General features: G+C 43.5%; 17 protein-coding genes and 1 riboswitch. Of the genes, 13 read left to right on the forward strand and 4 right to left on the reverse strand.

What is annotated here, in order from left to right; genetic code table 11:
* Nucleotides 1–58: 58 nt before the first annotated feature.
* Both B3R63_RS12535 and B3R63_RS12540 read right to left on the reverse strand, forming a co-directional pair.
* Nucleotides 59–415, reverse strand: a complete 357-nt coding sequence (locus B3R63_RS12535; protein ID WP_005407257.1) for a Spx/MgsR family RNA polymerase-binding regulatory protein — start codon at nucleotides 413–415, stop codon at nucleotides 59–61.
* Nucleotides 416–862: 447 nt separating this feature from the next.
* Nucleotides 863–1,684, reverse strand: a complete 822-nt coding sequence (locus tag B3R63_RS12540; protein WP_005024026.1) for an exodeoxyribonuclease III — start codon at nucleotides 1,682–1,684, stop codon at nucleotides 863–865.
* A 39-nt stretch (nucleotides 1,685–1,723) separates the two neighbouring features.
* Between B3R63_RS12540 and pyrE the strand changes: the two genes are divergently transcribed.
* Nucleotides 1,724–2,374, forward strand: a complete 651-nt coding sequence (pyrE, locus tag B3R63_RS12545) for an orotate phosphoribosyltransferase (RefSeq protein WP_005024028.1) — start codon at nucleotides 1,724–1,726, stop codon at nucleotides 2,372–2,374.
* Between the two features lie 309 nt (nucleotides 2,375–2,683).
* Nucleotides 2,684–3,628 (forward strand): glutathione synthase, encoded by a 945-nt coding sequence (gshB, locus tag B3R63_RS12550; RefSeq protein ID WP_034669764.1) that lies wholly within the window; start codon nucleotides 2,684–2,686, stop codon nucleotides 3,626–3,628.
* A gap of 37 nt (nucleotides 3,629–3,665) precedes the next feature.
* Here the strand turns inward: gshB and B3R63_RS12555 are convergent, their stop codons facing one another.
* The gene (locus tag B3R63_RS12555) at nucleotides 3,666–4,862 is read right to left on the reverse strand and encodes a CynX/NimT family MFS transporter (RefSeq protein WP_286731563.1); all 1,197 of its coding nucleotides are present in this window, start codon (nucleotides 4,860–4,862) and stop codon (nucleotides 3,666–3,668) included.
* Between the two features lie 409 nt (nucleotides 4,863–5,271).
* Here B3R63_RS12555 and murG point away from each other — a divergent pair, with 409 nt between their 5' ends.
* From murG to lpxC, 7 genes are all read left to right on the forward strand, one after another.
* Entirely contained in the window at nucleotides 5,272–6,369 is a 1,098-nt protein-coding gene (gene murG, locus B3R63_RS12560) for an undecaprenyldiphospho-muramoylpentapeptide beta-N-acetylglucosaminyltransferase (RefSeq protein WP_286731567.1), read from the forward strand.
* 13 nt (nucleotides 6,370–6,382) lie between these two features.
* Entirely contained in the window at nucleotides 6,383–7,831 is a 1,449-nt protein-coding gene (murC, locus tag B3R63_RS12565) for a UDP-N-acetylmuramate--L-alanine ligase (protein WP_286731570.1), read from the forward strand.
* A gap of 52 nt (nucleotides 7,832–7,883) precedes the next feature.
* Entirely contained in the window at nucleotides 7,884–8,819 is a 936-nt protein-coding gene (locus B3R63_RS12570) for a D-alanine--D-alanine ligase (protein ID WP_005407280.1), read from the forward strand.
* A gap of 3 nt (nucleotides 8,820–8,822) precedes the next feature.
* Nucleotides 8,823–9,680: a cell division protein FtsQ/DivIB gene (locus B3R63_RS12575; protein ID WP_005024040.1), complete on the forward strand. Its 858-nt coding sequence runs from the start codon at nucleotides 8,823–8,825 to the stop codon at nucleotides 9,678–9,680.
* Between the two features lie 67 nt (nucleotides 9,681–9,747).
* Entirely contained in the window at nucleotides 9,748–11,010 is a 1,263-nt protein-coding gene (gene ftsA, locus B3R63_RS12580; protein ID WP_005017834.1) for a cell division protein FtsA, read from the forward strand.
* 165 nt (nucleotides 11,011–11,175) lie between these two features.
* The gene (ftsZ, locus tag B3R63_RS12585; RefSeq protein ID WP_005404658.1) at nucleotides 11,176–12,360 is read left to right on the forward strand and encodes a cell division protein FtsZ; all 1,185 of its coding nucleotides are present in this window, start codon (nucleotides 11,176–11,178) and stop codon (nucleotides 12,358–12,360) included.
* Between the two features lie 130 nt (nucleotides 12,361–12,490).
* On the forward strand, nucleotides 12,491–13,393 hold the full coding sequence (lpxC, locus tag B3R63_RS12590; protein WP_005405195.1) for a UDP-3-O-acyl-N-acetylglucosamine deacetylase: 903 nt from the start codon (nucleotides 12,491–12,493) through the stop codon (nucleotides 13,391–13,393).
* A 98-nt stretch (nucleotides 13,394–13,491) separates the two neighbouring features.
* Here the strand turns inward: lpxC and B3R63_RS12595 are convergent, their stop codons facing one another.
* Complete coding sequence (locus tag B3R63_RS12595) at nucleotides 13,492–13,932, reverse strand: DciA family protein (RefSeq protein ID WP_005017837.1); 441 nt, start codon at nucleotides 13,930–13,932, stop codon at nucleotides 13,492–13,494.
* Nucleotides 13,933–14,038: 106 nt separating this feature from the next.
* On the opposite strand from B3R63_RS12595, the gene B3R63_RS12600 reads away from it, so the two are divergent.
* The 4 genes from B3R63_RS12600 to B3R63_RS12615 all read left to right on the forward strand — a co-directional run bounded on the left by B3R63_RS12600 (nucleotide 14,039) and on the right by B3R63_RS12615 (nucleotide 20,647).
* Nucleotides 14,039–14,725 (forward strand): M23 family metallopeptidase, encoded by a 687-nt coding sequence (locus B3R63_RS12600; protein ID WP_034674869.1) that lies wholly within the window; start codon nucleotides 14,039–14,041, stop codon nucleotides 14,723–14,725.
* Between the two features lie 207 nt (nucleotides 14,726–14,932).
* Nucleotides 14,933–17,650 carry a pyruvate dehydrogenase (acetyl-transferring), homodimeric type gene (aceE, locus tag B3R63_RS12605; RefSeq protein WP_005017845.1) on the forward strand — a complete coding sequence of 906 codons (2,718 nt, stop codon included), beginning with the start codon at nucleotides 14,933–14,935 and terminating at the stop codon, nucleotides 17,648–17,650.
* 5 nt (nucleotides 17,651–17,655) lie between these two features.
* A complete protein-coding gene (locus tag B3R63_RS12610) occupies nucleotides 17,656–19,695 on the forward strand; it encodes a 2-oxo acid dehydrogenase subunit E2 (RefSeq protein ID WP_286731578.1) in 2,040 nt (679 codons plus the stop codon).
* Between the two features lie 128 nt (nucleotides 19,696–19,823).
* A riboswitch (yybP-ykoY riboswitch) is annotated at nucleotides 19,824–19,981 on the forward strand.
* 90 nt (nucleotides 19,982–20,071) lie between these two features.
* Nucleotides 20,072–20,647 carry a TMEM165/GDT1 family protein gene (locus B3R63_RS12615; protein ID WP_005405191.1) on the forward strand — a complete coding sequence of 192 codons (576 nt, stop codon included), beginning with the start codon at nucleotides 20,072–20,074 and terminating at the stop codon, nucleotides 20,645–20,647.
* Nucleotides 20,648–20,755: the final 108 nt, after the last annotated feature.

Consider the following 20,755-nt stretch of genomic DNA (forward strand, 5'->3'; position numbering starts at 1 on the left):
CTAAAGTCAAATTCGATAAAACTCCCGGCAAAATTGCCGGGATTTTTACATTTTAAACTTAGCTTCTCTCAGCAAGCGTTCGATAAGAAAATTCATCAAAACCTACCACATAGCCTTGTGGTGTTTTTAATACCGGACGTTTGACCAAGCTGGTATGGGTGATTAAGGTTTGAAGCAGCTGCTCTTCACTCTCTAGGGCTTTCTGCTGCTCTGTTTCCGAAAGTTTTCGCCAGGTGGTTCCTTTTTTATTAAGAATTACATCAGCTCCCATCTGGTCCAGCCATTCCTTGAGAGTCTCTTTATCTATTCCCTGTTTTTTATAGTCATGAAATTCATAGGGCAAGTTTAGTTCATTGAGCAGATCAAACGCTTTTTTCATTGAGCTGCAATTTTTAATTCCATAAATTTTCAGCATATTACTATCTTTTTTAACCTTTTCGACAAGACTAAAGGTTAGCTAAAATTACTAGTATTGGCTATTCGATTGAAATTAAAGTTTTATGAAAGTGACACAGGACTGTCACATGAAAGACTTAAAATAATTTAATAAAGAAGTAAGATTTAAAAATATATGGATCAAGAGAGTTTTACAAAATGAGGGTCCTAAAATAGAGAAAACCCACATTTAATCATCCTGATCATGCGGGTCTCAAGCTAACGTCCATTGTCATGTCCTTAAAAAATAAGCTAAATCATTTAGATTATTTTCTTCATCCTACGGCTTCCGATCCTTTTCGTGTCATCCTGACCCATCCTTGTGCCGTAGCGGTATAATGCGCTTAAGCAGCTGTAATAAAAAGAAACAATAACTACAAATCATGTAGGACAAAAACTCACATTGAGTTTACAATTGTACACTAATTTAGTTTATTTTATAGTCGATTATGACTGGTGCATGATCACTAAACCATTGTTCTTTATATACCCAGGCATTGACTGTACGGTTTTTCCAGTCTGGTGAACAAGCTTGGTAATCAATTCGCCAACCTACATTTTTAGCACGGGCCTGACCACGGTTGGACCACCACGAATAAAGTTCTGCTTCTGGACGAACTTCACGGAATGTATCTACATAACCCAGTTCATCATAGATATGGTCCAGCCACGCCCGTTCATGAGGTAGACAACCGGAGGACTTCTGGTTACCTGACCAGTTTTTAATATCAATACGTTTATGTACGATATTGTAATCCCCACAGATAATGATAGATTTGCCTTCCTCTCGCCACTGCTTAAGGATTTTTTGATACTCTTCTAAAAAGTGATCTTTACGTGCCTGTGCTTCATCACCAGATGAACCTGATGGTAAGTAAAGTGAACAGATATAAACCGGATAGCCGAGTCCTAAATCAAATTCAGCTGTAACAAAGCGGCCCTGGCTGTCAGCCAGTTCAAAACCTAGGCCATCTTTAACTGAAATAAAAGGCAGGCGGCTATAGATCGCAGTTCCAGCATAGCCTGGACGCTCAGCTGGAAACAGATGCGTGTACCAGCCTTCTGGTTTAAATTTGTCGGTCCACTGCGCATGGGTAATCCGGCTCTCCTGCATGCAAATTACATCAGCATCAGACTGTTCCAACCATTCCAGCAGGCCTTTAGTCACTGAGGAACGTAAACCGTTTACGTTAATTGAAACCACACGTAGAATTTTTTGATCACCTGGATAGCTACTCTTTGGTATCATGCGCAAGTCTTACCTCAATCTAAAAATTTGGAGCACCTCATGACAACGCCTGTGCAATTTAACCCGCAAGCTTTCATCGAACTTGCCTTATCACGTGGTGTGCTTAAATTTGGTGAGTTTACTTTAAAATCAGGCCGTGTGAGTCCTTATTTTTTTAACGCAGGTTTACTTAATGATGGCGAAGCATTGTCATTACTGGCAGCAGGTTATGCTGACAAGTTGACAGAATGCAATCAGGTAGAAGTAATTTTCGGGCCAGCCTATAAAGGGATTCCATTTGTGGCCGCTACAGCTGTGGCTTTATCACAAAATCATGGTGTAAGTGTACCATGGGGCTTTAACCGTAAAGAAGCCAAGGATCATGGCGAAGGTGGAGTACTGGTAGGTGCTTCAGTACAAGGAAAAAAAGTCTGGATTATTGATGACGTGATTACTGCTGGCACAGCCATCCGTGAAGTAGTAACTATCCTTAAAAATGCGGGTGCATCAATTGCCGGCGTACTGGTTGCACTTGATCGCCAAGAAAAAGGACAGGGTGAACTCTCTGCAATTCAGGAAGTGCAGAAGGAGCTGGAGATTCCTGTACATGCACTGATTACGATGAAAGACTTGATGAATTATCTAGAAACGAAGGGCGATAAGGCGGCACTTTCAAAAATGGAAGCCTATCGAGTGAAATATGGGATCTGATATTCGGTCGAACAGTTTAAGCCTTTTAAAGCCCTATTTATAATAGGGCTTTATTCTTCTATTCAATCAAATAAAGTTATAACTCCTGACCAGTTTGAGTTCTTTATTTCGTTTTGATCACCTAGAAAAATTAGCCCATATAGAGGATTTAAAAATAATTAATAATATTAAGGTCTGACAGGGTTTTATATACTGACCCTTTTTATAAAAATATTTAACATGAAATAAAAGCTTTACTAAAATTGAGAAAAAAGCACAGTTAATCTCCGCTATACTTTTCTGGATTAAAAATTGATAGAGCAAAGACAGATGCGCGTACTTGTTGTGATGGATCCGATCGAAAATGTAAATCTGAAAAAGGACTCAACCATGGCCATGCTATGGGCAGCCAGCCGTCGTGGCCATGAACTCGGTTATGCATTACAGCAAGACTTATACATTGATCAGGGTAAAGCTTGGGGCCTGATTTCTCCTTTAAAAGTATTTGAAGACTATAATCATTACTACGAGTTAGGCGAAAAACAAAAAGAATCAATCGCAGCCTATGATGTGGTATTGATGCGTAAAGATCCGCCATTTGACATGAACTTCGTCTATACAACTTATATTCTGGAGCAGGCAGAGCGGGAAGGTGCACGTATTGTCAATAAACCGCAGAGCCTGCGCGACTGTAACGAAAAACTGTTTGCAACTCAGTTTCCAGAATTGCAGGTGCCAACCCTGGTGACCTCACAGCAACAGCTGATTCGTGAATTTATTGCAGAACATCAGGATGTGATTGTTAAACCACTTGATGGTATGGGTGGCGCTGGAATTTTCCGCTTAAGTGCAACAGGAGCCAATATTGGTTCCACACTAGAAATGCTGACTCAACTCGGACAACAGCCGATTATGGCACAGCGTTATATCCCTGAAATTGTTGATGGTGATAAACGTATTTTAATGATCAACGGAGAGCCTGTACCATACTGCTTGGCGCGTATTCCACAAAATGGTGAAGTACGCGGTAATCTGGCAGCAGGTGGTTTGGGTGAGGCCCGTCTCTTAACTGAAAATGATAAAGCAATTGCAGCTAAAGTTGGACCTTACCTGAGGGAGAAGGGCCTGATCTTTGTAGGCCTTGACGTTATTGGTAATTATGTGACTGAAATTAACGTTACTAGTCCAACCTGTATTCGCGAAATTGATAACCAGTTTGGTACTTCAATTGCAGATGATCTGTTTGAAGCTCTGGAAAACAGCTCCTCAGCTTAAAACTGGAAATATAAAGAAGCCCAGATCTTGGGCTTCTTTATATTTTATAGGGATAGCGCTGAAATAATTGTATGGTCAAGATCAGACCAAGTACAGAGAGAATCGTACTGACCCAAGCGATCATGCTCCAGAGCTGAGTATAAGAAATTAAGGCTGCAGTCAGTGGTGGAACAGTAAGTTGTGCAAAAGCAGAGACTTGTAGGACTAACCCGATACTGGTTGCTGTGGCATTTGGCTGTGGTGCATAATGCAGACTAATGGCAAAAATAGTAGTGGGAATAAAACCTCCCAATATTGAAAACACCATGATAGCCAGATATTTCAGACCAAAAGACAAATTAAAATAAGTAGAGAAAGCCAGCCAGCACATCATGACCATAAGTATAAAACCTATACTAATGAGCCGTGCAGGTGCCAGACCACGATGTAATAAAAAACCGGAAGCAAACGTACCTAAAATATTAGAGACTGAAACAAGAGCAGTCAGTGTTCCGGCAACTTTTAGACTAATCTGCTCATCAAGATACAATGTCGGTAAAAAGCCAATTACTGTCAGCCATTGGCTGGTATAGCAGGCAAAAATAAGAGCCAAGATCAGTACAGGCGGATGACTTAAGGTTGTTCTCAAAAGCTTAATGAATAAAGGGAAGGAGCTATTTTGTATTTTGTTGATAGGCGGTAACTGTAGGTACACGACAGCCGCCAGCAGCAGGCAAGATAAGCCAAGCATATTCCAGATCTGCTGCCAGCTCCAGAACTCTAACAGGAATGGTATAAACAGCAGGGCGAGACCCACACCTAATCCCATATAGGATCCCCACAACCCCATTTTCAGGTTAAGTGATTCAGGCGTACTCAGCTGTTTAAGCAAAGCTGGAGCACATAAAGTGATAAAAAGGAAGCCAATACCTTCAATAAAACGGAAAATAAACAGGCTATAAAGATCGTTAATCCATAAACTGCCCATGCTTGCACAGCCTAGAATGACTAAACCCAATGTAAGACATCTTTTTAAACCAAAATATTGTGAAAGCCCACCCAAGCTTAGAGCAAAACACATACCAGCTGCTTGTACCAGCGAAAGCGCTAAACCTGCCTGAGTTAAACTCAGGCCAATTTCCTGCTGTAGAATGGGTAAACCCGCAGATAGTTTACCTACGTGAATAGCGGCTAGGTAACCTGCGAAAATGATGCAAAAATTAGTCTTTAAAGAAGCTAGAGCCACGTTTTTCATCCATGAAAATACTGGAGTTTTTTGAATATTAAGAGAATTTTTTTATAGTTTATAATGAGATTCTATAAAAAAATTATAATTTTTGCATAATATGATAATTTTAATTTTTATTAGTCTTGTATTTGAATCAGTAAAGCTCTTATACAAAACTTTACTCAAGAGAAAAATCATAATAAAGAACGAGAAGGGATATTTTTATCTTTAATTAAATTAAACTCTCGATAATTATACGAATTTATATAGGGTTAATAATAAAACTAGTTTAAACTTTAAAATTCCAAGAAAAAAACGATGACATGCTTGGTGAAAAAAAGTAAATAAACTTTTCGAAGCTTAAACTTTGTGATTACAATTAGCGGTCAAAAAACTGGTTCCCAGTCGAATTATTTTAGTATTGAAGAATTAAGCCGTGTCTGACTCACAACAACGTATTTCCAAACATGTCATGATTATGGCTGCCGGCACAGGCGGCCATGTTTTTCCTGCGCTTGCTGTTGCCAAACAATTACAATCAGAAGGTGCTCAGGTTTCATGGTTGGCAACTCCTCAGGGTATGGAGAACCGCCTGCTTCAAGATCAGAAAATTCCAATTTACCAGATTGATATTCAGGGTATACGTGGTAATGGCATACTTCGTAAACTCATGGCCCCCTTTAAAATTTTAAAGGCAACTTTTAGTGCTATGCGTTATATGAAGCAGCTAAAAATTGATGCGGTGGCTGGTTTTGGTGGATATGTTGCAGGACCTGGTGGCTTGGCTGCTCGTTTATTGGGTATACCTGTCATTATTCATGAACAGAATGCCGTAGCCGGTTTTACCAATATACAGCTTTCTCGTATTGCAAAAATAGTCTGTCAGGCATTTCCAGAAACTTTTCCGCCACAGTCCAAAGTGGTCACAACCGGTAATCCGGTTCGTAAAGAAATTGCTGAAATTCTAAATCCAAAATGGCGCTATGATCAGCGTGCAGCTGCACAGGCACCGCTAAATATTTTAATTGTGGGAGGCTCACTAGGTGCACAAGCATTAAATGAGCGAGTCCCTGCCGTATTAAAACAGTTTGATATGCCTTTAAAGGTATTTCATCAGTGTGGACAAAAACAGCTGGAACTTACCCAGTCTGCCTATCAGGGAGCACCAGCAAGTTTGCAAGTTGAAGTACAGCCGTTCATTACCGATATGGCCAAAGCTTATAGTGATGCTGACTTAATTATTTGTCGTGCTGGCGCACTTACTGTTACTGAAGTCGCAACTGCTGGGGTGGCTGCCATATTTGTACCTTTACCTATCGCTGTAGATGACCATCAGACTGCCAATGCCCGGTTTCTAGCAGATTTGGGTGCTGCCAAAATCTGTCAGCAAGCCGTCATGAGCCCTGAATATTTAAAAGAACTTTTAACGCCCTTACTTAACCGCCAGTTACTGACTGAAATGGCAGTCAAAGCGCGGCAACAGGCACAACCGAATGCAACTCAGCACGTGGTTGATTTAATTAAAAAATTGTAATATAGAGTTTATTATGTCTCCTTCTATTCCTGCTGAACAAGTTAAAGAATTAATTAAAATTCCTGAAATGCGCCGTATCAAGCAAATTCATTTTGTCGGAATTGGTGGGGCAGGTATGTGTGGTATTGCCGAAGTACTTAAAAATCAGGGTTACTGCGTTTCAGGCTCAGATATTAAGGCCTCGAAGACCACAGCTCAGCTCGAAGAAAATGGTATTAAAGTATTTATTGGCCATGCGGCTGATAATATTAAAGATGCCAGTGTACTGGTAGTGTCTACCGCAATTGATCCTGAGAACCCGGAAGTCAAAGCCGCGATCGAACAGCGTATTCCAGTGGTACGCCGTGCCGAGATGCTGGGCGAGCTGATGCGTTATCGTCATGGAATTGCAGTAGCAGGGACTCATGGTAAAACCACAACTACCAGTCTCCTGACCTGTATGCTGGCAGAAGAAGGCATGGATCCTACTTATGTTATTGGCGGCTTGCTGAATCGTACTGGTGTAAATGCTGCATTAGGAGCAAGTCGTTATATCGTAGCTGAAGCCGATGAGTCAGATGCATCCTTTTTACATCTTGAGCCAATGGCAGCCATCGTGACCAATATCGATGCTGACCATATGGATACTTATGGCGGTAGTTTTGATGTACTGAAAGATACCTTTATCCAGTTCCTTCACAAGCTGCCATTTTACGGCTTGGCAGTTGTATGCGGTGATGATGCCAATATTCGTGAAATCATGCCGCGGATCGCGCGTCCATTATTAACTTATGGCTTCAATCCAGATAATGACATTCGCGCTGTCGATGTTGAACAGGATGGCATGCGCAGTCACTTTACGGTATTACGTAAAGATCGTGAGCCATTACGCCTGACGATTAACCAGCCCGGCCTGCATAATGTATTAAATGCACTGGCAGCTATTGGTGTTGCAACAGATGAAGGTGTATCCGATGCGGCAATTGGCCGTGCACTGGAAGGTTTCAGTGGCGTGGGGCGCCGTTTCCAGGTTCAGGGTGAGTTTGGGCTGGAACAGGGTACAGTCAAGCTGGTCGATGACTATGGACATCATCCGAAAGAGGTAGAAGCTACCATCAAGGCTGCACGGCAGAGCCACCCTGACCGTCGACTGGTTATGATGTTCCAGCCTCACCGCTTCAGCCGTACCCGAGACTGTTTTGATGACTTTGTTGATGTACTTTCACAGGTTGACCAGTTACTGTTACTTGAAGTTTACCCTGCTGGTGAAAAGCCGATAGTGGGTGCGGACAGCCGATCGCTAGCACGCAGCATCCGTCTGCGTGGCGAGGTTGAACCAATCCTGATCGATCCGGTCGAAGGCAATCTGCAGAATGTTATACAAAAAGTGTTACAACCGAATGACTTGTTATTAACCCAAGGTGCAGGTAACGTGGGGGCTATTTCACTTGAACTCGCTCATAACCAGCTCTATCTGAAATAGGACTTTTTGGTCATTTAAAAAATATTAGTGATAAAACTTTAAGGATATCAACGTGTCAAATGCTTTAAAATTCGGCAAAGTTGCAGTATTGCTTGGCGGGAAATCAGCAGAGCGAGAAGTTTCGTTAGATAGTGGTCGTGCTGTGCTTGAAGCATTGATACGTTCAGGGGTGGAAGCCGAGGCCTTTGATCCACAAGAACGTTGTGTCACTGAACTGGTGAATTATGACCGCGCTTTTATTGTATTGCATGGTCGTGGCGGTGAAGATGGACAGATTCAGGGTGTACTGGAGTGGTTAAATATTCCATATACCGGCACAGGGGTACAAGGTTCTGCGATTGGTATGGACAAGATCAAAACCAAGCAGGTCTGGCAGGGCAGTGAACTGCCGACAGCCCCACACCGTATTGTGAGCAAAGATGCCGATGCTGATGAGGTAATTGCCAGTCTTGGTTTGCCATTCATCATTAAACCGGTACATGAAGGTTCAAGTATTGGCATGAGTAAGGTAGAAAAACCTGAAGACTTTGCTGAAGCTTTGGCCAAGGCCACTGAACATGATGCTGTAGTCATGGCAGAAAAATGGATTAATGGTCGTGAGTTCACGATCGTATTGCTAAATGGCCAGGCCCTGCCAGTTATCCGTCTGGAGCCACCAAAAGATGTCGCGTTTTATGATTATGAAGCTAAATATAATCGTAATGATGTGCAATATGGTATTCCTTGCGGCTTAAGTGAAGCTGAAGAGAAGACGCTTCAGGAGCTGGCCTTGCGTGCATTTCAGGCAGTGGGCTGTAAAGGCTGGGGCCGTATTGATGCCATGCAGGATGAACGGGGTAATTTCTGGCTGCTTGAAGTCAATACTGTACCGGGCATGACCAGCCATTCACTGGTTCCTAAAGCAGCCAAGGCTGTGGGTTATGATTTTGACCAGCTTTGTGTCACGATTTTGGAGCAAACACTGCAAGATCATGGAGTAGACCAGTAAGCCATGGCTCAGCTTCCGACTTCTATGCGCCGTAAACCACGGGCAGCAATTACTTCTATTCATGAAAAACCACCAACCCGGAAGGAAAAGCTTACTAATCTGGGTGGGTGGCTGATGCTGGTAATTGCCTGCTTGGTGCTAGTTATAGGAGTTTATGGTTTATACAGGGTTATGACAGATGCTACTGTGGCTGAACTTCAGGTAGTTGGAGCACGCTCTGACGCCGAACAGCAGCAGCTGGTCAAACATCTGGATCCGGTAATTCAGGCTAACTATTTTACCTCTGATCTGGAACAGATCCGGGACGAAGCCTTGGAAATATCTTGGGTAGATAGAGTCGTCGTATCACGCGCATGGCCAAATGCCATCCGGGTACGTGTTATGCCACGTCATGCAATTGCCCGTTGGGGAACAGGACGACTGCTTAGTGACAGTGGTGATATTTTTACTGAGGCAGTGTATAGCAGTCATCAGCAATTGCCCTTACTCCATGGTCCGGCCAGTCAGTCCAAGGTGATGATGCGCCGTTACAATGAGATCAATCAATTATTTCGACCAGTCAATTTGCGTTTAAAAGAACTTTATTTAACAGAACGCATGACTTGGTTTATGCAATTTGATTCTGGACTTCGTATCATCGTGGACCAAGATCAGACTATGAGTAAACTGCAACGTTTGAGTCATCTGGCACAAACTGACTTAAAACCAGTGTGGAACAAAATCTCGGCAATTGACCTGCGTTATCGTAATGGCCTGGCTATTCAGTGGAAAAGTGCAGCACCACCTAAAATTATAAATAGTCAGTTTGTTGTAACGATTGATGACACAAGCATTGCAGGCGGAATAAGGGCAAAGCCATAATACGTGGCTTTATAAGATTGAGGCATTGGGCCAAATATAAACAACGAACATAAAATGGTAGTGAGTAATGAGTGAAGCTGTTCCCTCGGTTGTTGCGATTGATATTGGGACGCACAAAGTTTCAGTTTTAATTGGTAAGGTCCATGCTCCGGATAATATTCAGGTCATTGGTATGGCGAGTGCTCGCAACCGGGGTATGAATAAAGGAAAAATTGTCAGTCTCGATAAAGTCATTGCCGCAATAAAAAATGCTGTCGCAGAAGCAGAAAATATGGCGGAATGCCGTATCCACTCGGCCTGGGTGTCTATACCGAGTACAGAATTAAAAAGTTTCTATGCTGCTGGCCGTACCCCTGTTACCAATCCGGAACGTATTATCAGCACCAATGAAGTGGTGCGTGCGCTGGAACTAGCCAAGGCAAGCCATGTAACAGCAGACTATTATCTGGCCAGTGCTGTACCATTAGGTTTTGAACTGGATGACACGCCAGAATGGGTACAAAATCCGATTAATATGTCAGCACAGAGTATGACCGGACATTATCAGCTAATGATGATGCCAATCAGCACTATGCAAAATCTTGACCGGGCCATGAAAGGTGCAAATATTGGGGTCGAGAAGATGGTGGTATCTTCTTTGGCAACATCGGAAGGCAGCCTGTTGAAAGATGAAAAAGAATATGGCGTCTGTCTGGTCGATATAGGCGCAGGTACCACCAATCTGGCGGTCTATCTTGACGGTCATTTAGCACTGGTTCATACCTTGCAGCGAGGAGGGGAGCATGTTACCCGGGATATTGCTGCTGTGCTACAAACAACGACTGAGGAAGCCGAGCGTATTAAAATATTACATGGTTGTGTTGATTTACATGCAGTAAAGCCTGATCATATGATTCAGGTACAAGGGATTGATGGTCCGCAAACGATTAGTCGCATTGAACTTGCAGAAATTATTATTGCACGCTATGAAGAAATTTTTTCTAAAATTCGAGAAGAACTAGAACGAAGTGGTGCAATTCATGGCTTGTATCATGGTGTCGTGCTTACAGGGGACGCATGCCAGATCGAAGGCATGGTAAATCTGGCGCGCCGTATGCTAGGTGTATCCGCCCATTTAGGTAATCCGCCTTTACAGGTGTATGCAGAAGAACAGCATCAGGCTTCTTTGCGTCGCTCCATGTATGCCACTGCTTCAGGCTTACTACTTTTTAGCCAAAGTGAAATGCAGGCGACCGTTGATGAGCCGGAAGAAACAGAGAAACGCCCATTCTGGAGTCGGGTTGCCAATGGATGGACTAACCTGAATAGCAAACTAAAATCGATCTTCTAGGATGTATGGGTTTTTTGGGAATATTGTTAGGAAGTTGTAAGTGAAAAGCCGTGTACTTGACAAGGTGAGCATTGCACAGCATTCTAAAAAATATTTTTTACAGATCAAGGCAGTATACGGGCTAAAGTGACTGCCACAATTTAATTAGGAAATCTAAAGGTCATGTTGTCCTCATTTGAACTAATAGAAGATGAACCAAGCGATAGCAACGGTCAGGCCCGTTTCACTGTATTTGGTGTAGGCGGTGGTGGCGGTAATGCTGTACAGCATATGGTGCAGTCCGATATCAAAGGTGTAAAGTTTGTCTGTGCTAATACCGACAAACAAGCTCTCGACCGGATGAACGCTCCATTTAAAATCCAGCTTGGCGAACAAAGTACACGTGGTCTTGGCGCAGGTGCTAATCCGGAAGTAGGACAGATAGCCGCTGAAGAAAGTCGTGAAGTAATCCGTCAGCATCTTGAAGGTGCTGATATGGTTTTTGTGACTGCTGGAATGGGTGGGGGAACAGGTACAGGTGCAGCACCTGTGGTTGCTGAAATTGCTAAAGAGATGGGGATTTTAACCGTCGGTGTAGTGACCACGCCTTTTAACTTTGAAGGCCGTCGTCGTCAGCGTTCTGCAGAAAAAGGGATTGATGCGCTTGAAGCTCATGTCGATTCCCTGATTATCATTCCAAATCAGCGCCTGCTGAGTGTGTTTGGTGATATTTCTATGCAGGATGCATACAAAAAAGCAGACGATGTACTGCTTAATGCAGTACGTTCAATCTTTGATCTGGTTGTACGTCCAGGGCATATTAACCTTGACTTTGCTGACTTGAAAACTGCAATGAGTACCCGTGGCTATGCCATGATGGGTGAAGGGCGTAGCAGTGGACAGGATCGTGCCGAGAACGCAGCCCGTCTGGCTATTCGTAGTCCGTTACTTGATAATGTTAATATCATGAATGCCAAAGGTGTTCTAATTAATATTACAGGTGGTGCTGACGTAACTTTACGTGAAACCGAGATTATTACGGATGTCGTTAACCAGATCGTGGATCTGGATGATGGTGAGGTATTCTTTGGTACGGTATTTGATCCAGATGCGCGTGATGAAATTCGTGTTACAGTCATTGCCACCGGTTTGACCCGTAATGCTGCTGATGCCGTTGAGCCAAAACGCCAGGCCCAGTCAGCTCAAGCACGCACTCAGGCTACCACCCATGTTTCTGTTGAAGAAGATGATGTGCCTGCTATCAGCAAGCGTCAGGCTGTAGAAGCTCCAGCAGCCTCTACACCAAGCTCTACGCCGCGTTCCTCACCAATGAGTATTCAGGATTACCTGAAAAACCAGCAACGCAAGTAAAAATGCAGCTAGTTTGAACAAAAGCTGATGTCTTTACAAAAGGTAGTGGTCAAACACTACCTTTTTGTTTTTTATCAATGGCTAAATATGCTAACGTATAGCGGTTTTTTAGGTGGAAGACAAAAAGCGAATGTTGAAACAGCGTACCCTCAAACGTATGGTCAAAGCCAGTGGCATTGGACTGCATAGCGGTCAGAAAGTCATGATTAACTTTGTTCCGCATACAATTGATGGCGGCATCATATTTCGTCGTATTGATCTAAACCCTCCTGTTGATATTCCTGCTGATGCCTTACTCATCCAGGAAGCATTTATGTGTTCTAACCTGGTGCAGGAAAATGCCAAGGTTGGAACCATTGAGCATGTCATGAGTGCAATTGCCGGCTTGGGAATTGATAACCTGATTGTGGAGGTTTCAGCCTCTGAAGTGCCGATTATGGATGGTAGTGCAGGTCCATTTATTTATTTACTCATGCAAGGTGAGCTGGTTGAACAAAATGCACCCAAGAAGTTTATTAAAATTTTAAAGCCGGTTGAAGCCTTGATTGATGACAAACAGGCTATTTTTACTCCCCATCATGGCTTTCAGTTAAATTTTACAATTGATTTTGATCATCCTGCATTTGCTAAAGAATACCAATCTGCCACGATTGACTTCTCTACTGAAACTTTCGTATATGAAGTTAGTGAAGCCCGAACTTTTGGGTTTATGAAAGATCTGGATTATCTAAAAGCAAATAATCTGGCGCTAGGAGCCAGTCTTGAAAATGCAATTGGTGTAGATGATACCGGCGTAGTGAACGAAGAGGGGCTACGTTTTTCAGATGAGTTTGTACGCCATAAAATCTTGGATGCAGTAGGTGACCTATATCTGCTCGGACACCAGATCATTGCCAAATTCGATGGCTATAAGTCTGGCCATGCTTTAAATAATCAGCTGCTACGCAATGTGCAGAGTGATCCTAGTAATTATGAAATTGTAACATTTAATGACATTGAGGACTGCCCAATTTCTTATGTAAGTCTTTCATAAGTCATTGTCTTTATATGGTTATGTTATAACGTAACATGTAAAAATGTGAAATAATTCTCTAAATATCTTCTCTAAAGTAATTGTATATTGCTGCCATGTTACTTTTTATTGCTTGCCAAACGTAGCAAGGCTTGGCTAAGCTTGGGGTCGCTCACAAAGCCAGCAGCATTTCGTAACATTTCCTGTGTTTCTGGTGCAAGTGATTGAGAAGATGCAGTTCTGACAGGAGTATCAGGTTGTCTAGACCTGAGATAAGGCCGGATCTGTTTCAGATCTTTCAGTTCAGCATGTTGAGCTAACTTAGAAATATATTGCTTTTGCAGGTAGCCGAGCTGACTAATCAAGGCTTGATTTTCACCAGTTACCGTCAAAATGCCGTATTCATAACACACGACTTGCCATTGTTCCGGTTGGGGTAATAGCGGTTGAATTAGTTTCGTAAGTTTCTGCCATTCAGCAACTTGCGCTTTAAGAAACGTTAAGTTTCCTGTTTTTAGGTGTTTTCTTGTCTGTTGAAAGACGTTGAAAGGTTCTGACATACATATTTTCCACATAGTAATGTCTTAATCTTATGCGCTTGTTTCAGCTGATATCAAGGAAGAGATCACAAGGAACCTTGAGTAAGAACAGTTAAATGAGGTTTTTATGCACACGCGTCGTATTTTACTAGCGTTTTCACTCGCCGCATCAGCTGCATCAGTTGCATTTGCAGATCTGGTTGAATTAAACGGTACCACATCATCACCAGATCGTCTTGAAGAACTTACCCGCACTTTAGCTCAAGGTTCATATTCTCAGCCGGATGATATTAATATTCCAGCAAACACGAATGTCAGCATTACTCTTCGTGAGAAAACTGTTGAGTTGAATAATGAATCTTTAGCAAAAAAGTACGGAACTAAAACGACCCCATCTTACAACTCCAGTAATCCTTATTCATGGCTAGTCAGCCATCCCCTACCTGATATGAAACGTGTCAGTTCTAACTACGGTGGCCGTGTTATGGGTGGCCGGGCTGAAAATCATTCAGGTCTGGATCTATCTGCACCTAGTGGTACTCCAATCTATGCAACTGGTCCAGGTATTGTGACCAAATCAGGCTGGGGTACAGGTTATGGCCAGTATGTAGAAATTAATCATGGTAATGGTTACTTAACTCGCTATGCCCATGCTTCACGTTTGGTCGCCCGTGTAGGTGACCGTGTTGAAGCAGGTGAACATATTGCAAATGTTGGCTGTACCGGCCGCTGTACCGGCCCGCACCTTCATTATGAAGTAGTCAAAGATGGCCAGCGTAAGAATCCTTCAACTTACCTTGCTATGCTGCCATAAAATTATAGTATCACCACTTTTAATATGAATTGTATGAAAAATCGCCTATATTGGCGATTTTTTGTTATTCTGAGTAATAAAACGTCACTTGGTATTTATCTTATGAATAATTCTCCATGATGGCATTCACCTGCGGCGATACCTGCTCTACACGAAAACATGATACATATAGGGGATAAGACAGGAAGATTAAGAGAAAGGTGAGTTATGGCGTTTTACGGTGATACCGACGCACAGGAAACACAAGAATGGCAAGATGCTTTTGATTCAGTACTACAGCATATGGGTACAGAGCGGGCAGCATTTCTGCTTGAAAAATTGTATCAGCGCGCGATAGCTAAACATGTTCCTATTCAGCGTCTCAATACGCCATATCTCAATACAATCTCAGTAGATGAACAGCCTGCTATGCCGGGTGATCAGGATATGGAGCGAAGAATTCGCGCTCTGATTCGCTGGAATGCCTTAGCAATGGTGTTACGTGCTAACAAGACCGGTGATGATCTTGGTGGCCACTTGGCAAGTTTTGCATCTAGTGCCACCCTGTATGATGTAGGTTTTAACCATTTTTTCCGTGCTGCTAGTGATAATTTTGGCGGTGATATGATCTATTATCAAGGTCATTGTGCACCGGGCATTTATGCACGTTCATTTCTGGAAGGCCGACTCACTGAAGAGCAGCTCGGCAATTTTCGCCGTGAAGTAGGCGGAAATGGTTTACCAAGCTATCCACATCCTTATCTGATGCCAGATTACTGGCAATTCCCGACAGTATCTATGGGCTTGGGACCAATCATGTCAATTTATCAGGCCCATATTCAGAAATATCTGATGAACCGTGGCCTGATTAAAGAAGAAGACCGGAAAATCTGGGCATACCTGGGTGATGGCGAGATGGACGAGCCAGAGAGTCTGGGTGCGATCTCATTGGCAGGTCGCGAAAAGCTCGATAACCTGATTTGGGTGGTGAACTGTAACCTGCAGCGTCTGGATGGCCCGGTACGTGGTAATGGTAAAATTATCCAAGAATTAGAATCGTTGTTCCGTGGGGCAGGTTGGCGAGTGATTAAGGTAGTGTGGGGTCGCCACTGGGACCCGTTACTGGCCAAAGATACCTCTGGTGCACTAAAAGCTGCAATGGAAGAAGCAGTAGATGGTGACTATCAGCGCTATCAGGTTAAAGGTGGAGCCTATACGCGTGCTCACTTCTTCGGTAAATATCCGGAAGCTGAAGAGCTGGTAAAGAATTTAAGCGATGAAGATATTGATAATCTGAATCGTGGCGGTCATGACCCGTACAAGGTCTTTGCTGCCTATGCTGAGGCAACCAAAGCCAAAGGTCAGCCGACAGTTATTTTAGCTAAAACGGTAAAAGGTTATGGACTGTCTGAAGAAATTGAAGCGGTAAACAAGACGCATCAGATCAAGAAAATGCAGCTTGAGTCACTGAAATATGTTCGTAACCGCTTCAATCTGCCATTTAATGATGAACAGCTTGAAGAACTGCCATTCTATCGTCCGAGCGAAAATTCTCCCGAGCTAAAATATCTTAAGGCACGGCGCGAAGCTCTAGGGGGTTATCTACCGGCACGACGCAAAGAAAGCTATGCTCTGGATATTCCAGAACTGTCAGTTTTTGATAGCGTTCTACGTGGCAGTAATGGTAAACAGCAATCTACCACCATGGTAATGGTACGCCTGATCTCAGCATTGCTTAAAGAAAAAGCAATTAAAGATCATGTTGTTCCGATCGTACCGGATGAGGCACGTACTTTTGGCCTGGAAGGCATGTTCCGGCAGTTAGGTATCTATGCGGCACATGGTCAGCAGTATACGCCAGAAGATAATGAACAGCTCATGAATTACCGTGAAGCCAAAGATGGGCATATGCTTCAGGAAGGTATCAACGAAGCCGGAGCCATGAGTGCCTGGGCTGCGCTGGGAAGTAGCTATTCAACCAATAATTTGCCGATGATTCCGATGTATATGTATTACTCCATGTTCGGTTTCCAGCGTATCGGTGATATTGCTTGGGCTGCAGGAGATGCGCAGGCTCAAGGTTTCTTGCTGGGTGCAACTGCAGGTCGCACTACCCTGAATGGTGAAGGTTTGCAGCATCAGGATGGTCATTCACATATTCTGGCCAGTACCATTCCAAACTGTGTTTCATATGACCCTTGCTTTGGTTATGAGCTGGCTGTTGTGGTACATGATGGTTTGCAACGCATGTATGTAAATCAGGAACGTGTGTTCTATTACCTGACACTCATGAATGAAAACTATGAACATCCACCAATGCCACAGGGTGTAGAAGAGGGCATCAAACGCGGGATGTACCTGCTTGAAGAAGATGATAAAGCCACTGTCCAGTTACTGGGTTCAGGCGTCATTCTGCGTGAAGTGATCAAGGCTGCTAAAATTCTGCGTGAGGAATATCAGGTTCATGCCAATGTCTGGAGCGTCACCAGCTTCAATGAACTGGCACGTGATGGAATGGCATGTGAAGAATATAACCGCCTGCATCCGTTAAATGAACAAACCCGAGAATCTTGGGTTTCTCAGCAGCTGCGTGGTACAGATGGTATCGTGGTTGCAGCAACGGATCACATGCGTACTTATAGTGAACAGATCCGCGCTTATCTGCCAGATAACCGGCCTTACGTTACATTAGGTACAGATGGCTACGGCCGTTCTGATACCCGCGCCAATCTTCGCAGTTATTTTGGTGTAGATGCAGCTCATATCGTGGTTGCCACTCTGAAAAAACTGGCAGATGAAGGTGAAGTTGAAAACCGTCTGGTTAAAGATGCTATTTCCAGTTTTGAGCTGGAAACAGACCGTCCGGTAGCCTGGGCACCTCAAGCTCATCCGGAAGTCCAGACAGTTGCAGAATATCAAGAACCAGTATCAGGTGAGGAGAACTAAGCCCTATGCAAATCAAGACACCTGATATCGGCGTAGATCAAGCGAATGTTGCAGAAGTTCTGGTCAAAGTAGGCGACCGTATTGAAGTAGATGACAGCATTGTCGTGTTGGAATCCGATAAAGCAACGGTTGAAGTGCCTGCCACTTCAGCCGGAGTGGTTAAAAGTATCCTGGTCAATCAGGGCGATGACGTGACTGAAGGCACAGCATTGATTGAACTTGAAGCAGAAGGTACATCTGGCGGCGTTACTGAAGCTCAAGAAGCCGATGCAGCACAGAAAACTTCAGAAAATACTCCAACTGAATTACCTGACCGGGAAATTCAGCAGGAAATTTCATCCCATCAGCCAAATTCTCCGACCCAGGCTGCTCAACCGTCTGAATCTGGCTCATCTTCAGCTGCTACGGTTGAAGTCAAGTTGCCTGATATTGGGGTAGAGAAAGCACTGGTGGGTGAGCTGCTGGTTCAGGTAGGTGATGATATTCAGGTTGACCAGAGCATCGCAGTAGTTGAGTCAGACAAAGCCACCGTAGAAGTACCAAGTACTGTAGCAGGCAAAGTACAAAGTATTACCGTCAAAGAAGGTGATAGCATTAAAGAAGGTGTGGTGCTGATTACTGTACGGACCGCTGAAGGTTCGGCCGAACCTGTATCAGAGAAGCCTTCCGTCCAGTCTGCTACAGAAAAATCTGCATCTCAACAGCAGGCTGCTACATCAGTTGAAAATAGTAGTAGTGCTGAAAGTACAGAAATTGAAGTCACTGTACCGGACCTTGGGGTAGATAAAGCCACAGTCACTGAAATTTTAGTTAAAGTCGGTGACCGTGTAGAGGCTCAGCAAAGCTTGTGTGTGGTTGAGTCAGACAAAGCTTCAGTTGAGATTCCAAGTTCTGCTGCCGGCATCATTAAGGCGTTACATGTAGAGTTAAACCAGGTCGTTAAACAGGGACTATTACTGGCTGTAGTAGAGACAGAGAAATCATCTGAACCGGTTAAAACTAAACAGGCTGCAGTGGTTAAAGAGCAGGATGCTGCAACACAACAGACTGTAGCTAAGCCGCAAAATGATACTGGTACTTTGTCAGCTCCACAGCAGGGCACTGATAAGTTAAGTAAAGAACAGCAACTTGAAAATGCTAAGGTTTATGCTGGGCCTGCAGTACGGAAGCTGGCTCGTGAACTGGGCGTAGTATTAGCACAGGTTAAGGCATCGGGACCGCATGAACGTGTAATGAAGGAAGACGTTTTTGCATATGTCAAAACTCGTCTGACTGAAGTGCAAAAACCTGCAAGCTCAACTCCAGCACCTGTGGTTTCAGGTTTGCCAGCTTTGCCAGATTTTACTGCTTTTGGTGGTGGTGAACTGAAAACCATGACACGTTTGCAGCAGGTGTCTGTTCCACAGCTTTCACTCAACAATTATATTCCTCAGGTAACCCAGTTTGATCTGGCTGATATTACCGAACTTGAGGCATGGCGTGGTGAATTGAAAGCTAACTTTAAAAAAGAAGGCATCAGTCTGACTATCTTGGCCTTTATCGCCAAGGCGGTTGCTCACCTGTTAAAAGAAGAGCCTTATTTTGCAGGTCATCTGGCTGATGACCAGAAAGCAGTAATGCTGCGTCATGAAATTCATATGGGTATTGCAGTAGCTACGCCAGATGGGTTGACTGTACCGGTACTACGTAATCCTGATCAGAAATCTATCCGTCAGATTGCACAGGAGCTGGGGGAGCTGAGCCAGAAGGCGCGTGATAAAAAGCTGTCTCCAAAAGACCTGCAAGGTGCCAACTTTACCATTACCAGTCTGGGTTCAATCGGTGGTACGGCATTTACGCCGCTGGTTAACTGGCCACAAGTGGCAATTCTGGGAATTTCTCCGGCAACCATGCAACCAGTGTGGAATGGTGAGTCTTTTGATCCGCGCCTAATGTTGCCATTATCATTGTCTTATGATCATCGGGTGATCAATGGTGCTGATGCAGCACGTTTTACCAATAAGCTGACCAAACTGTTAAAGGATATTCGCAGTTTATTGCTGTAATCTCTTTATCTTGATAAAAGCCCTGCGATTGCGGGGCTTTTTATCAGCCCGATTAAAAAATATTAATGTATAAACCCGGGTTTAAAATAAAAGGGGTTTGAAAATTTGGCTGGCTCGTTTTACACTAGGCCTACTTCATTGGGGAGTAGCCGCTATTTACGTTCCAGTAAATAGGTGATGGTCAACATAATTGTTCAACAGAACATGGTCATCATAGCCAAAGAACCCGAGCTTTAATTCTTTTGTTGGCAAGACCTTTGATTTATCTTTCTGCTTGATTATGGCTGGCGGGAGAGATAAGTCATGGGACTACGCTAGCCAGAGAATAATCATGCCAGATTTTTTCACCTCCTTAATCTCTAATATGCCAAGTAGTATGGCGGCTTTTTCTGTATCAACAGCGATTGTTGCTTTGGCTGAAATGGGCGATAAAACTCAGCTTTTGGCCCTTTTGTTGGCTGCGCGTTTCCGTAAGCCTTTACCTATTATTTTGGCCATTCTCGCTGCTACGCTGATTAATCACGGGCTTTCCGCAGTATTAGGGCAATTTATTACCCGTATGGTTGACCCGACTGTAATGATGTGGATTCTGGCAGCAGGTTTTATTGGCATGGCAATCTGGATGCTGATTCCTGACGAGCTGGATGATGAAACTGAAAATATTAATAAATGGCAGCGCTACGGAGTATTTGGTGCCACATTTGTATTATTCTTCTTGGCAGAAATTGGTGATAAAACCCAGATCGCTACAGTCGCCTTGGCAGCTCGTTTTGACAGTATTTTCTGGGTAACAGCCGGCACCACGCTAGGTATGCTTCTGGCTAATGTACCTGCAGTGTTTATTGGCGATAAGCTGGCACACAAGCTGCCCATAGCTCTAATTCACAAGATTAGTGCCTTTATCTTCTTGGCGATTGGTATCTTTACTATTGTGCAGCATTACTTTTTCTAAGCCAACTTTATGACAGCCCGGCAGATACCGGTCGGGCTGTATTTTATATTTTGAGCCTACTTAAAAAACTGCCTGAGCAGTACAAACTAAATTTTTTATTTTATTGTA

This window comes from Acinetobacter sp. UBA1297 (assembly GCF_002307755.1).
Taxonomy (GTDB): domain Bacteria; phylum Pseudomonadota; class Gammaproteobacteria; order Pseudomonadales; family Moraxellaceae; genus Acinetobacter; species Acinetobacter radioresistens.